Annotated in this window: 11 protein-coding genes and 1 tRNA gene; 1 reads left to right on the forward strand and 11 read right to left on the reverse strand. The window is 60.2% G+C overall.

What is annotated here, in order from left to right:
- Nucleotides 1–7: 7 nt before the first annotated feature.
- The 9 genes from ACILSR_RS00285 to ACILSR_RS00325 all read right to left on the reverse strand — a co-directional run bounded on the left by ACILSR_RS00285 (nucleotide 8) and on the right by ACILSR_RS00325 (nucleotide 9,742).
- Nucleotides 8–2,161: a hypothetical protein gene (locus ACILSR_RS00285; protein ID WP_395747718.1), complete on the reverse strand. Its 2,154-nt coding sequence runs from the start codon at nucleotides 2,159–2,161 to the stop codon at nucleotides 8–10.
- A gap of 202 nt (nucleotides 2,162–2,363) precedes the next feature.
- Nucleotides 2,364–2,975 carry a lysophospholipid acyltransferase family protein gene (locus tag ACILSR_RS00290; RefSeq protein ID WP_395747719.1) on the reverse strand — a complete coding sequence of 204 codons (612 nt, stop codon included), beginning with the start codon at nucleotides 2,973–2,975 and terminating at the stop codon, nucleotides 2,364–2,366.
- A gap of 12 nt (nucleotides 2,976–2,987) precedes the next feature.
- On the reverse strand, nucleotides 2,988–3,629 hold the full coding sequence (cmk, locus tag ACILSR_RS00295) for a (d)CMP kinase (protein ID WP_395747720.1): 642 nt from the start codon (nucleotides 3,627–3,629) through the stop codon (nucleotides 2,988–2,990).
- The gene (aroA, locus tag ACILSR_RS00300) at nucleotides 3,626–5,008 is read right to left on the reverse strand and encodes a 3-phosphoshikimate 1-carboxyvinyltransferase (RefSeq protein ID WP_395747721.1); all 1,383 of its coding nucleotides are present in this window, start codon (nucleotides 5,006–5,008) and stop codon (nucleotides 3,626–3,628) included. Before aroA ends, cmk begins: the two co-directional genes overlap by 4 nt.
- A 5-nt stretch (nucleotides 5,009–5,013) precedes the next feature.
- Nucleotides 5,014–5,877 carry a prephenate dehydrogenase gene (locus ACILSR_RS00305; protein ID WP_395747722.1) on the reverse strand — a complete coding sequence of 288 codons (864 nt, stop codon included), beginning with the start codon at nucleotides 5,875–5,877 and terminating at the stop codon, nucleotides 5,014–5,016.
- A 117-nt stretch (nucleotides 5,878–5,994) separates the two neighbouring features.
- Nucleotides 5,995–6,504, reverse strand: coding sequence for a hypothetical protein (locus tag ACILSR_RS00310; RefSeq protein WP_395747723.1), 510 nt, complete (start codon nucleotides 6,502–6,504; stop codon nucleotides 5,995–5,997).
- Between the two features lie 33 nt (nucleotides 6,505–6,537).
- The gene (gene dnaN, locus ACILSR_RS00315) at nucleotides 6,538–7,635 is read right to left on the reverse strand and encodes a DNA polymerase III subunit beta (protein WP_395747724.1); all 1,098 of its coding nucleotides are present in this window, start codon (nucleotides 7,633–7,635) and stop codon (nucleotides 6,538–6,540) included.
- Nucleotides 7,636–7,874: 239 nt separating this feature from the next.
- Nucleotides 7,875–7,950 (reverse strand) — tRNA-Ala (locus ACILSR_RS00320).
- A gap of 73 nt (nucleotides 7,951–8,023) precedes the next feature.
- On the reverse strand, nucleotides 8,024–9,742 hold the full coding sequence (locus tag ACILSR_RS00325) for a tetratricopeptide repeat protein (protein ID WP_395747725.1): 1,719 nt from the start codon (nucleotides 9,740–9,742) through the stop codon (nucleotides 8,024–8,026).
- A gap of 237 nt (nucleotides 9,743–9,979) precedes the next feature.
- Here ACILSR_RS00325 and dnaB point away from each other — a divergent pair, with 237 nt between their 5' ends.
- The gene (dnaB, locus tag ACILSR_RS00330) at nucleotides 9,980–11,506 is read left to right on the forward strand and encodes a replicative DNA helicase (RefSeq protein WP_395747726.1); all 1,527 of its coding nucleotides are present in this window, start codon (nucleotides 9,980–9,982) and stop codon (nucleotides 11,504–11,506) included.
- Between the two features lie 4 nt (nucleotides 11,507–11,510).
- Here the strand turns inward: dnaB and mscL are convergent, their stop codons facing one another.
- Together mscL and ACILSR_RS00340 are read right to left on the reverse strand one after the other, a co-directional pair.
- Nucleotides 11,511–11,930 (reverse strand): large conductance mechanosensitive channel protein MscL, encoded by a 420-nt coding sequence (gene mscL / locus ACILSR_RS00335; protein ID WP_395747727.1) that lies wholly within the window; start codon nucleotides 11,928–11,930, stop codon nucleotides 11,511–11,513.
- A gap of 92 nt (nucleotides 11,931–12,022) precedes the next feature.
- Complete coding sequence (locus ACILSR_RS00340; RefSeq protein WP_395747728.1) at nucleotides 12,023–13,879, reverse strand: acyl-CoA dehydrogenase family protein; 1,857 nt, start codon at nucleotides 13,877–13,879, stop codon at nucleotides 12,023–12,025.
- Nucleotides 13,880–13,895 lie beyond the last annotated feature (16 nt).

Raw genomic sequence — 13,895 nt, forward strand, 5'->3', positions numbered from 1 at the left:
CGCGTGTTCAGCCCGCGGAGCTGGGATCCTTGATGATGCGGCGCAGCAGAGGGAAGAGGGCCTCCTCACATTCCTTGCGCTTGAAGCGCAGCTGGCGCTTCACCAGAGGATTGCCAAACATGCGGTGACTGTCCGCCACACGGCCGTCGAGAATGTCCTGCCAGGTAGCGTTGGAGGCATCCAGCGCGGCTGCGAGGCTTTGATCCAGGACCGGCATGCGCAGCACCAGATCCTGCGGCCGCACGATTTCATCCAGCAGATCCGCGGAGACGGGGCCGTCCTTCAGACTGACGATGACAATGGAGGGAGCCTCGCCGAAGATGGCGGAGCGCCACTGTTTGATGGCAGGCCAGGTGGCGGCTTTGGCGGTGACGGGGTGAATCGGCAGCCAGTGCAGCCCGTCGTCTTCGCGCAGGCTTTGAATGATGTCGGGATTCAGATCACGGCCCAGAATGTCCTGGCAGCTGGCCGGAAGGTCTGCGAGGACCAGTTTTCCCTCCATTGCTGTCTCCACAATGCGGCGCATGGAGTCGATGTTGTCGATGGGCATGGCTTCAATGGTCTGGGGCGAGATCTTTTGGAAGTCGCGGTTTCCCAAAGCATCGCAGTCAAACATGGCCACATCATCGCGGGATTCAAAATTGGCGAGTTCATAGATGAGACGGGCAATCGTGCTCTTGCCAGTGCCTCCGCTGCCAGCGGTGATAAGGATCATCTTCATAGGGTGTTGCGGTAGCCCATCGGGAGAGTGGTTGAAAGGGAAAATCGATGACGAATTTGCAGGCGCCTTCTCCACTGCGGCACGGACTGCCTGGGGCGGAGCGGACGGAGATGGAGTCTGGGACGGAGAACGAGGCGCGGGTGCCACCTTGGGAGCCAGGTCAGCAACTGCGGGTGGCGGTGCCTTGGTCCTTCCGGATTTTTGAAATGTCGTGCCCAGGTAACAAAAGAACTGCCCCGGCAGCTCACGGTTTTCCACCGACTCGATGTTGTAGCCGGAGAGGCTGTAGGTGCCATCCTGCAGAGTCTGCCAGAGACGGCTGAGCTGTTCATCCACGTCTCCCCGCAGATCTGAAAACGGTTTTCCGGGTTCCACGGCCTCCCGGATGACCACCGGGGAACGGCCCAGCGAGAGGCTTTCGCTGGCAGAGATCAAGGCGACGGTGAATTCAGGAAGGCTGTCGAGACGGATGTCCAGCATCTTCGAGTCGTTGGCGCTTTCCCGCAGACCCGGAAGGCGCAGGAGCACGTGCTCCGGATCCAGGGCCAGGCCGAGCACGGGCACGATGGCGGCCTGCTCGCGCAGGCGGTTGTGCAGCATGAGCACTTCGACTTCGGTAAGACGATGGCGGTGTGCCAGAAGACGCGAAAGACGGACGGAAATGACAGGCATGCGCGAGCCTTCGGCGCGTCCATAAATGCGCGGGGCCGAACGCGGAGCCGGCAGCAAGGGATGCCAGCGCTCATTGGCGTAAAGCTGGGCCATCATGTTTGAACCGCGCAGTCCACGCGTCACAGCCGCAGTGGCGATGAGCATCATTCCTTTGATCTGCCCCAGGGTAAGCTTGGTGCTTCCGGCCGACTGCAATTCACGCAGGTGCGTCAGCAAAGTGGAGGGCACCTTGGCCGCCACTGCAGGGCTGATGGGCTCGGCCGGATGCCCTTTGATGAGCATGGCGCAGATCTGCAGGACGCGTGACGCGATCTCTGAGCGTGAAAGAGGCCTCGTCTCAAAACGATCAATGAAAAGCTGCAAAAAATCCTGCTGCCACAACCCCACCTTGCAGCTTAACGGGTCAACAAACCCGACCGCTTCCGGCAGAAAAGATTCCAGCGCCTCCAGCTCCACGGCAAGCCGCCAGACGAGCACACAGGCGATGCCGATAGGAAGGGGCCCCACCCGGCTGCAGTACTGCCTGACCGGCTCTCCAGGAGCGGTGCCAAACATGACGTTTGTCTGAGTTCCCTCATTGAGAATGTCCAGCACCCGAGGAAGGGAAGGGAAAAAAGCGCCCAGCATGGACGAGAGCCAGACGGTTTCAGCGCGGAGAAATGACTGCCTGACCAGCCATGGACCTCCCTGAGGGCTGAACTCTTCATGCCCCTGCCCATTATGCTGGGAAGATGATGTGGAGGGTTTGATCGGAAGAGCTGTTTTCACGATCAAAGACCGGAGCTTGGACATTGAGTGATTTGCAGAAGAAGTTTGGGAAAGAAATCAGAGCAGGGGTTGTTCCATGGCACGACGAAGATTAAACGAAAATGCTAGTTCTATAACGAATTCTCCGGAAAAATCCAAGCGACAGCAATCATCTTTTCAACATTCCGACACTTCGGATGTTCCTCAAACAGAGCAGTTCAGGTCAGGGCCTGAGTTCGGTGATGCGCCGCATGACTTCGTCCGCCAGCGCCTGGTACAGCTCCCTGCCAGATTCTTCATAGCTTTTGAGATCAGGCTGCCAAAGATCTCCCACCACGAGTGTGATCTTGGCAGGATGAAGAAACCTGGCCCCACGTGGATAGGCCTCATAAGCACCGTACAGACGTACCGGCAGCACGGGGGCATTTCCTTTGGCGATGAAGAGTCCGACGCCTGCCTCGGCAGACTGCAGCGCGCCATCATGACTGCGGGTGCCTTCGGGGAACATGAGCACCTTTTTTCCGCCGCGGAGCAGGCGAATGGTGGACTTCAATGCGGTGGTGTCGTTTTTCTCACGATCAACGGCCAGCACGTTCCACCGGCGCAGGATGAAACCGGCCACTGGATGATCGAAGAGCGTCTTGCGCGCGAATGAGAAGATTTCTTCATCAAAGGTGGAAGCGACGAAGGGCGGGTCCAGAAAGCTGACGTGGTTGCTGGCGATGATGGCAGGCCCTTCAAAGCGGAGCTTCTCCGCACCCACCACGCGGAAGTCAAACATCCCTCGGGCGAATTCGCGGAAGAATTGCTGACTGAGCCAGTAGAAGAATGACATTGCCGTTCGCTGTTAAGTCAGTTGCAGCGCCGCGATCACCTGGTCAACCGCCTGGTCGAGGGTGATGTGAGAGTTGTCGATGACGATGGCGCCTTTGGGAACAACCAGTGGACTGTTTTTGCGCTGCTTGTCAATGCGGTCACGTTCGGCGATCTGATCGCTCAGGCCCTGGGCTCCGCGCCGGCTGGCCCGCACCTCCTCGCTGGCATCGATGTAGATTTTATGCGGACTGTCTGGAAACACCACGGAACCGATGTCACGCCCTTCCATGACCAGCGGGCCAATGGCGGTGAGCGCACGCTGATCGGCCACGAGGCGGTCGCGAACTTCAGCGATGCTCGCGACCAATGACACCGCACGGTTGACGGGATCGCTGTTGAGCTCGGCGTCGGCAGGCGTCCGGCCAGCAATGCGAACCTGTGTTTTTCCGTCAATAACGGGTGACTCAATGACAATATCCGCAGCAGCGGCACGCACAGCCGCGGCATCCCGCGGATCAGCGCCCGACTGCAGCACGGCCCAGGTCATGGCGCGGTACATGTTGCCGGTGTTGACGTAGGTGCGTCCCAGGCGCTGCGCAACGAGGCGGGCGATGCTGCTCTTACCTGACGCAGCGGGACCGTCGATGGTGATGACGGAATGTGCCGCGCTCATGACTTGCCACGATTCATTTTATCCACCAACGGCTGCGGAACGGCGGAGAGGACGGGAATCGGACGCGCGCCGTCGTCTCCGTTCAAGAACAGATCGAGATGACGCTCAAAGCCAGGATAGGAGGTGGAGATGCACTCAGAACCTTCCAGAGTGGTGACACCTTCGGCGAAAAGGCCGGCGACCAGGAAGGCCATGGCGATGCGGTGGTCCCCGTAGCAAGGCAGCGTGGCTCCCTGCAGCTTCGCCCCGCCTTCGATCTCCATGCCGTCCGGATGCTCGGTGACAGTGACGCCCATGAGGCGCAGATTGGAGGCGACGGCGGCGATGCGGTCCGTCTCCTTCACCCGCAGCTCGGTGGCGTCCCGAATAAGCGTTTTGCCGCGTGCCAGCGCGGCTGCGACGGCGAGGATCGGCAGTTCATCGATGACATTGGGAATCTCCGCCCCGCCGATCACGGTGGCGTTCAGATCGCCACCGCGGACGGTGATGTTGCCACGGGGCTCGCCTTCGGAATGGGTTTCAGAATTGGTGACCAGTGCGCCCATGCGCAGCAGCACATTGATGATCCCGGTGCGGGTGGGATTGAGACCGACATTGTTAATGGTGATCTGCGAACCCGGGGAGGCGGCGGCGGCCACCATCCAGAATGCGGCGCTGGAGATGTCTCCGGGGACCATAATGTCCTTCGCCTGCGGCTCCTGGCCGCCATAGACGCTGACGCAGTCGTCTTCACGCAGCCATTTGATGCCAAAGTGGGTGAAGAGGCGCTCGGTGTGGTTGCGGGTGGCCACAGGCTCCACCACCGTGGTCTTGCCCGTGGCGTAAAGCCCGGCCAGCAGGATGGCGCTTTTCACCTGGGCGCTGGCGACCGGGAGCTTGTAGTAGATGGATTTCAGAGCAGCGCCGCGGATGGTCAGCGGAGCGCAGATTTTTTCCCCCTGCCCCGTGATCATGGCGCCCATCTGGCCCAGCGGATCGGCAACCCGCTTCATGGGGCGTTTTGAAAGAGAGGCATCTCCAAACAGCTCGGTTTTAAAATTTTGACCGGCGAGAATGCCGGAGAGCAGGCGGATGGTGGTGCCGGAGTTGCCGCAATCGACGGGTTTCTCCGGTGCTTTGAGCTGCATGCCGTTGCCGGTAATGGCGAGTTTGGTGAGGCCCACGCCCTCCACCTCTTCCAACGGCTCCATGGTGGCGCCGAGGGCCTGCATGGCATGCACGGTGCAGAGGCAGTCTTCGCTGGGCAGGAAGCCATCAATGATGGTGGTTCCCTTCGCGAGTCCGGCAAACATCGCGGAACGGTGGGAGATGCTTTTGTCACCGGGGACGGTGATTTCGGCGGGGATGCTTTTGAGTTTCTTCGACTTGAGGCTGGCCATGATCTTCAGACCGCCGGGAGGAGGTCGCGCAGGGCTTTGGCCTGGGCGAGAAAACGGCGGAGGGCTTCTTCGTCCATGGTCTGGAGCATTTCAAGAAGCTCTGTCAGGACAGTGGAGGCATCCTGCAGGGCCGCCATGACCTCCGTACGGTTTTGCATGAGGATGCCCGCCCACATGCCGGGGTCTCCGCTGGCGACTCGGGTGGTGTCCCTGAAACCGCCTGCAGAGCTGTCCAGCACCCGGGTATCCTGGCTTAGAGCGGCCAGAGTGGTCAGCACCGCCATGGAGTGCGGCAGATGGGAAATACGCGCCACGCAGTGGTCATGCTGCCGGGGCGTCATCTCCTGAATACGGCAGCCGAGCTTGGCCCAGAAGGAACGCAGCCGGGCAAGATGTTCCGGCTTTGTGTGGGAGGTGGGTGTCAAAATGCAGGCAGCCTGGTGAAACAGGTCTCCACGAGAATGGATAAGACCGGTGTGCTGGGAGCCCGCCATGGGATGGCTGCCGAGGAAGGCCGCCCTTGTGGGCAGGAAAAGCCCCTCCAATTCATCCACCACGGAACTCTTCACACTGCCCACATCCGTGATGATCAGGTCCTCTGCCAGTTCACAAGCGGCGATCTGCCGGGAAATCTCTCCCATGAACTGAATGGGCATGCACAGCACCGCGAGAGACGCCCCCTGAATGACGGTGGAGACATCCGTACTGGCGAGCACGCCGGGGAGCACCCGCAGGACCTCCTCCACGGCCTCACTGCGTCTGGCCCAGACACGCACCCCCACGCCAGGCATGCGCTGCTGGATCGTTTTCACCAGGGAACCGCCGAGCAGGCCGGGACTGAAGATGGCAATGGAGCGTTCGACGGACACGAAATGGGATGGGACAGTGCGGCTGCGCAGAGACGCAAGATGCTGCCACAAAGAATGCAGACCTACCGCCACTCCACCCTCTGCCAAGGCAGGAGGCGGAGCAGGCAGATCAGTGGCTCACGGCACACGGAAAATCTTGCCGGTATAGGGGCAGCGCGCCTTCTGTCCCGACTGGAAATCACGCACGTCAATGGCCTGGCCATTGGGATCAAAGGGGCTTTTCACAAAGCCTGGCTTGCCGGTGATGCGGGTGGCATAAGGGATGTCAGCCGCAGGTGCAGGCGCAGGCGGTGTGGAAGGATTCGCAGGCGCAGGCGTGCTGCCGGGAGGAGTGACGCTGACTGGCGGCGGGGCAGCCGGATTGTCTGCCGTCGTCGGCGGCGGTGTGACGGTCTCGCCAGTCACCTGAGCATTGGGATCAGGCGTCTGAACGACGGCCGGATTGGAGTTTTCCAAATTAACGCCGTTCAAATACTGCGTCTGCTCCTGAGACACGCCATAACGGGGAGGGACATCCAATGAGCGGCCACGGCCTCCACGGGGAGGCGGGGGCGGATTGGGGCCGTAGCAAGCGGTGAAACTGGTGGCGGTCGCGATCAGCAAGGATGCCTGCAGGAGTCGTTTCATGGCGTGTGTAAGGGGAAAGGTAGAGAAACAGGATCAGGCGTTCACACGCATGGGCATCAGCACGTAAAGGAAGTTGGTGCCGCTGCGCAGCACACCCGGGCTGATTTCATCGATGAGATGCAGATGGACCTCATCCGCGCTCAGATTGCGCAGAGGAGCCATCGCAAACTCAGGATTGAACGCGATGGTGATGGACGCGCCCTTGTAGTTGATGGCCACGGTTTCACGAGCTTCGCCGACATCTGGAGAGGTGGCCACAATCTCGACGCTGCCCGGAGTGAAGATAAACTTGATGGAGTTCGACTTCTCGGTGACGAGGAGGGAAACGCGGGAGATGGCACGCAGAAAGGCCTCGCGCTCCAGCGGGATGCGCTCCTTGGACTCGCCAGGAATGACCTGACGGTAGTTGGGGTAGTTGCCGTCGATGAGCTTGCTGACCAGCAGGCTCTCCCCAAGATCAAATCCGACCTGGGAGCCTGTGACGCGGAGGGACACCTCTCCCGAATCTCCGAGCAGGCGGGAAAGTTCGTTCACAGCCTTGGTAGGCACAATGATGTCGATCTCCTGGCTCTGGGGGAACTCAAGCTCCTGCTCCACCATGGCGAGGCGGCGACCATCGGTGGCCACCATGGTCATGGCGTTGTCCTTGAAGGAAAAGAGGATGCCATTGAGCACATAGCGGGTCTCGTCCGTGGAGATGGCGTAGCTGGTCTTGCGCAGGCAGTCACGCAGGACCTGCTGCTCGATGCGGAACTCGCGCGCATCGTCAAAACGTGGCAGCGCAGGAAACTCCTCGCTGGTGAGGCCGAGCACTTTGAAAAAGCTGGGGCCGCTGCGGATTGAGGCGACGTTTTTCTCATCGACCTTGACCTCGATCTCCTGCGCGGGGAGCTCACGCACGATGGTGGCGAGGCGGCGGGCGGGGAGCGTGGTGGCCCCAGGCTCATCGACCTCGGCAGGAACTGAACAAGTCACGCCGACGTCGAGGTCGGTGGTGGTGAGTTCAAGCCTGCCGTCCTTCGCCTTGAGCAGCACATTGGAGAGAATGGCGAGCGTGGTGCGCGAACTGACCACGTGCTGGACCTGATTGATGGCGTCCAGGAAGGATTCTTTGCTAATGGTGAACTTCATATAAAATGCCTGCTACGGGTCGGTTTGTTAACAAACCCAGATGAAACGGCAAGGATATTGAGCGGAAAAATACGGGTGTCTAACTGCATTCTGAGTTCCTTCACTTTCGCCGCAAGCAATGGATTCGTGGGAAAGTCACCCACCAGGGCGGGCCAAGGATCATCAAACTGGCACCCAAAAGGGCGGTAAGAAGCTCGGGGACTGCTTTGGCGCGACATTCAGCCAAGCGGCACGGTGTTTGGTGGAGCATAGCGGGTTCGAACCGCTGACCTCCTGCATGCCATGCAGGCGCTCTACCAACTGAGCTAATGCCCCGGAAATTAAAAAAAACCGGCTCCCCTGATTTGGGGAGCCGGAGACTAGCAAAGAGCGCTACTTTGACAAGTGCTTATTTAGCCTTCTTTTTCGTGTCGCCAGCCTTGGGGGCTTCGTTCACCGGAGCGGCGGCGGCAGGCGCAGCGCCAGCGTTGGGCTTCGGAAGCTTTTCGAAAACCTTCTTGGCTTCGGACTTCTCGGCGTCGCTCATCTTGGCTTCGAGCTGGCTGAGCACGCTGGTGGTGACATCGATGTCAGCCTTGTTGCCGCTCTTCTGGGCGACTTCATCAGCCTGCTTGGCGAAGGCCCATGCACGGGTGTACTCGGGCTTGCCGGGTTCGACACCCACTGCATAGAGGTTGGCGGCGCGAAGCATGGCGAGGGCCACACCCTGCTGGGCGGCATCGGAATAGAGGTTGGATGCGACGAGGCGGCTCTGACGCACGCCTGCACCCTGCTCATAAAGGATGCCAAGAGCGATCTGCGCAGGGGCAAAGCCCATGTCAGCAGCGCGCTGATACCAGCCGGCGGCGGCCACGACGTCCTGGGTGACTCCGGTGCCGTTGGCATAGAGACCGGCGAGGCGGTTCATGGCCTGGGCAATGTTGGCGGTGGCGGCTTTCATCAGGAAGGCAAATGCCTTGGTAGGATCTTTGTCCACGACGGTGCCGGTTTCATAGTACACACCCACGTTGTAGAAGGCTTCGGCCAGATTGTTCTGGGCGGCGAGGCGGTAGAGGTCAAGGGCGCTCTTCGGATTGGGCTGGATGAGGATGTTATCCTTGTCGTCACGTGCCTTCTTGGGGTCCTTGATGATGCCGGTTTCGAAGGCATTGCCGAGGCGGAAGAGGGCCTGGGGGTCGTTGCCATTGGCGGCCTTGGTGTAGTAGTCGAAGGCCTTGGTCACGTCCTGCTTCACATCTGCGCCATCGACGCCGACGCCGTTTTCATAGATCTGGCCGAGGATGCGATTGGCAGCAGCGAGGCCTTTGGTGGCGGCGCTTTCAAACATCTTGAGAGCAGCAGCGACGTCCTTCTTCACCAGCTTGGGGCCGTTGCCGGAATCAGGATCGCCGTTCAGAAGACGGGCACCATAGGTGCTGAGAGCGACTGCGCTGCCCTGCTCACCCGCCTGGATGAGATACTTGAGGGCCGTGGCGTGATCCTGGGGGGTTCCTTCCACTCCGGCGGAGTAGAGCTGATAGAGGCCGAGAGTGGCTTCGCCGTCTCCTGCCTTGCTGCCTTTTTCGAGGAGTTCCTTGGCCTTCGCGGCGCTCTTCTCGACCACCACAGTGCCTTTCTCACCTTCCGTGACACCCTGCAGGTGCAGCTGGGCCAGCATGCGGCGGGAGACCTTGTTGTCCTTGGCTTCAGCCTTCTTGATCAGATCGATCGCTTCCTTCACGGCTTCTGGATTCTGCGCGCCGGCCTGCATGAGAACCTGAGCGAGCTCGGACATGGCGAGCACCTGGCCTTCACCGGCTGCCTTGCGGAACAGCTGGGCGACTTCATTGATGTTGGCACCGCTGAGCACTCCCCAATGGGCGAGGGCGTAGATGGCGTCCTTGTCACCCTTCTGGGCCAGCTCGCGAACTTTGGCGACGGCGTCATTGAAGGACTTGTTCACGTCCACGTTGGAAGTGCCAGGGCTGGCCTGAACCTTGTCCGTGTCGGCCTTGAGACCTTCGAGAATCGTGGTGAACTCCTTGGAAGCTCCTGGCATTTCGGCGGTGTCGATGCCGGCGACTGCAACGAGAGCGGCGAGTTTAAGTTTGAGTGCTGTAAGTAACATATGTGGTTGTTATTTGGAGGGGCGTTTGACCCGGTTGTTCCGGACGTGTTCACTTTTTCAGGTGAATTCCCTCTCATCAAGCTTTTGATAAAAGTATAATTTCGGTCCGAACAAAATCTCACACACAAAAATCTGGAGGGGTGCCGTTGACGCGAAATTCGCCAGCTGGCCCAAAAAGCGCCAATTCGGGCCCAAATCATCACGGAGTGCGGGATTGACGTCATCCACCATCCGGCCATGCTGAAATTCCCCATGGCCGAAATTTCCACTCCAGAAGCACCCGCAGAAACACCCAAAAATGGTGGAGCCGCGCCTGCAAAAGGGCGGGACAATTTCAAGAAACGCAACGAGGTCCCCTCCGCCGAAGAACTGCTGGCCTCCTTCAACCGCGCCCTGCCCTTCAGCGATGAAGCGGAAAAGGGCGTGCTGTCCTGTCTGCTGCAGGATCCCAACGAACGGCTCAGCGACTGCCGCGTGAACCTGCCTGCGCTGGCTTTTTACCACGAGGCCAACCGCACCATTTACGAAAAGCTGCTGGAGTTTTACGACAAAAACTTCCCTGTGGATCCCGTCACGCTCACACATGCGCTGCGAGATCAGAACCTGCTCGACAAAGTCGGCGGCGCGGCTGCGATTTCGGAGCTGTTCGCCTTCGTCCCGATCCCCTCCCACTTTCCGTATTACAAGAAGATCGTCCTCGACAAGCACATCCTGCGCGAGCTCATCCACGCCAGTTCGCTGAACATCCATCACTCCTACGAGCATGGCAAAGAGCAGATGGACGAGAACATCGACACGCTGATGGACCGCGCGGAGCAGCGCATCCTCGCTGTGCGTGAGTCCGTGGGTGCGAAGGAGGGCATCAAGTCCCTCTCCACGCACGTCATGGACGCGATCGACAGCATCCAATACATGCTGGAGCATCCGGGGCAGCTGCGCGGACTTTCCACCGGCTACAGCAAGCTCGATCAGATGAGCTCCGGCCTGCAAGGCGGGGAAATGTTCGTCATCGCCGCGCGTCCTTCGATGGGAAAGACTTCCTTTGCGATGAACGTCGTCGAGCATATCGCGGTGGACTGCAACACACCCTGCGCGGTGTTCAGCCTGGAAATGAGCGCGACGATGCTGGTGCGACGCCTTCTTGTCTCACGAGCGCGTCTGAGCATGCAGGATCTCTCACGCGGCCTGCTCTCCCGCGCGCAGCAGGATGCGCTGGCCAAGGCCACGCGTGATCTGCAGAAAGCACAGATCTTCATCGATGAGACACCAGGTCTGGACATTATGGAGATGCGCGCCAAATCACGCCGCCTCAAAAAGCAGCATGGAATTCAGATGATCATGATCGACTACCTTCAGCTGGTCACCTCGCAAAGCCGGCGTGCGAAGGACAACCGTCAGATCGAAATCGCGGAAATCTCCGCCGGCATCAAGGGTCTGGCCAAGGAGCTGAACGTGCCGGTCATTGTGCTGGCCCAGCTCAACCGTGCGGTGGAGTCCCGCAAAGGCCAGCGCCCGGTGCTTTCAGATTTGCGTGAGTCGGGTTCCATCGAACAGGACGCGGACATGGTGGGACTGCTCACGCGCTCCGACTACGCGGGCGCAAAGATGGAAGTGGAAGACGAAGAGGCGGAAGAAAAGAAGAAAGGCGAGGCCATGCTGATCCTCGCCAAGAACCGTAACGGCCCCACGGATGACGTGCTGCTGCGATTCATCGACCATGCGATGCGCTTCGTCGAACGCTTCGAGGAGCCGGAGTCGCCGTAAACGCTTACTGCTTCTGCTTCAGCAGATCGCGGATTTCCGTGAGCAGAGCAACGTCCGCGGGGATGGGAGCCTCCGTCGGAACACCTGCGGCCTCATCTCGCTTGATCCTGGCGAGCAGGGCGTTTGTCGGCTTGACGATGATAAAGAAGATCACCGCCGCGGTGATGAGGAAGCCGATGACCGCATTGATGATCATGCCGATGTCCAGCATGTTCGGAACCTTCTCCCCCTTGTCATTGACAAACTCGCCAATCTTAATGCCGAGAGAGACATTGGGATTGCCGCCGATGGCCTTGAGGACGGGCTCGATAATGCCTTTCGTAAACGCGGTGACAATGGTGCCAAATGCGGCGCCGATGATCACACCGGTGGAGAGATCGACGACGTTGCCTTTAAGGATGAACGCTTTGAATTCTTTGAGCATGACGAAGGAATGATGGAGATGAATGTGACCGGCTTTAAAAGCCGGCCACCTTCTAACTCCATCAGCATCCTTCAGGCCAGCATAAAATGCGTTCACACCTCCTGAGCGACCCGCCAGCTCTCGGCGTCGTGATTCTCCCTGAGATGGCGGAAGCTGGTGGCGATGCGCTCCCGTGTCATGCTGCCAAAGAAGCGTACCAGCCGCACCAGGCGGTCGATTTCCGTCTGCGGCATGGACGAGTCATTCACCTTGCTCTGGGCATGAGCCAGCGCGCAGCCCCACACGAACAGCTCGGCGCCCACGTCCACAAAATGGCCCAGCAGCACCTGGCGTTTTTCGAGTTTGGGACCGTTCATGGCCATGGCCAGAAACAGGCGGCGCGCCAGCATGCGGCTCAGCCGGGCAACGGCATCGAGCTCAAACTGCAGGGACGGATGCATCAGCTCCGCAGCTTTTCCCGCACCGATGGGCAGCCATTTCTTCGGATACCAGGTGGCATAAAAGCGGGCGGCGCGCATGGCGGCCTTTGCGCGGACTTTCCACGGCAGAGTGGTGTTCACCGCATCCGCACCGAGATTGAGATGAGGCTCCAGGGCCTCGCGCGCGATGAAGAGACGCATGATCTCGCTGCTGCCTTCGAAGATGGTGTTGATGCGGGCGTCACGGAAGAGGCGCTCTACAGGCTCGGCCACGTCTCCGCGCGCTTTGAGGGAGGCGGCGGTTTCAAAGCCACGACCGCCGCGCATCTGCATGGTGTCGTCCATGATGCGCCAGGATTTTTCGCTGCCCCAGAGCTTGCCGATGGCGGCCTCAAGGCGCACATCGGCATGCTTGTCGCGGTCCACCAGAGCGGACACGTAGCGCACGATGCTCTCCATGGCAAAGGTGTCCGCGGCCATGCGGCTGAGCTTGTCCGCGATGGCAGCGTGGCGTCCGATCGGCTGGCCCCACTGCTCGCGGGAGCGCGCCCAGCGCCTGCTGATGTCCAGGCAGCGCTGCGACAGGCCCGTGCAGGCGGCAGGCAGCGTGATGCGGCCGGTGTTCAGCGTGGTCAGCGCGACCTTCAGGCCGCGGCCCACGCCGCCGAGCACGTTCTCCACGGGCACGCGCACATGGTCGAAATGGATGACGCCGTTGTAGAGCGCCTTGAGCCCCATGAAGCGGCAGCGGTGCATGATTTCAACACCGGGCCAGCTCGTCTCCACAATGAATGCGGTGGTGGCATGCGGCTTCTCCGGCGTGGGAGTCTTCGCCATCACCACGATCATCCCAGCCTTGGTGCCGTTCGTGCACCACAGCTTTTCACCCGTGAGGATGTAGTGCTCGCCATCAGCATCCAGCCTGGCTTCTGTCTTCATCCGAGCAGGGTCAGACCCCACCTCGTTTTCGGTCAGGGCAAAGGCACTGATCTCGCCTTTGGCGCATCGTGGCAGGTATTTGGCCTTCTGCTCTTCGGTGCCGAAGAGAATGAGCGGCTGTGGCGCGCCGATGGACTGATGTGCGGAAAGGAGTGCGGCGAGATTGCCGCAACGGCTGCCGAGAAGCATGGCCGCGCGTGAGTAGTTGGTCTGCGACAGACCAAGCCCGCCATAGCGGACGGGGATCTTGATGCCGAAGGCGCCGATGCGCGCCAGCTCGCCAAGGAGTTGGTCTGAAATCTCACCGGTGGCGTCGATCTCATCCGGGTCGGCGTATTGATCGAGCACGTGTTCGAGCCGGTGCAGGAAGGCGTCTCCCTGGTCGTGGTCTTCCACGCTCTGCTTTGGGAACGGCAGCATCTGGTTAAAGTTGGGTTCGCCAAAGAAGATGCCGGCGGCGATCCCGGTGTTGCGGCGTTCGTCACGTGCTGCTTCCGCCATTTCGAGGGCGGCACGCTGGCCCGCATTCATGCGGGAAGTGTCGATGAGGGTTTTTCCTTCGTGGTTGTTTTCTTCAAGAGTCGTTTTCATGGCCTGAATGCTCCTG

Source organism: Prosthecobacter sp. (genome assembly GCF_044222565.1).
GTDB lineage: Bacteria > Verrucomicrobiota > Verrucomicrobiia > Verrucomicrobiales > Verrucomicrobiaceae > Prosthecobacter.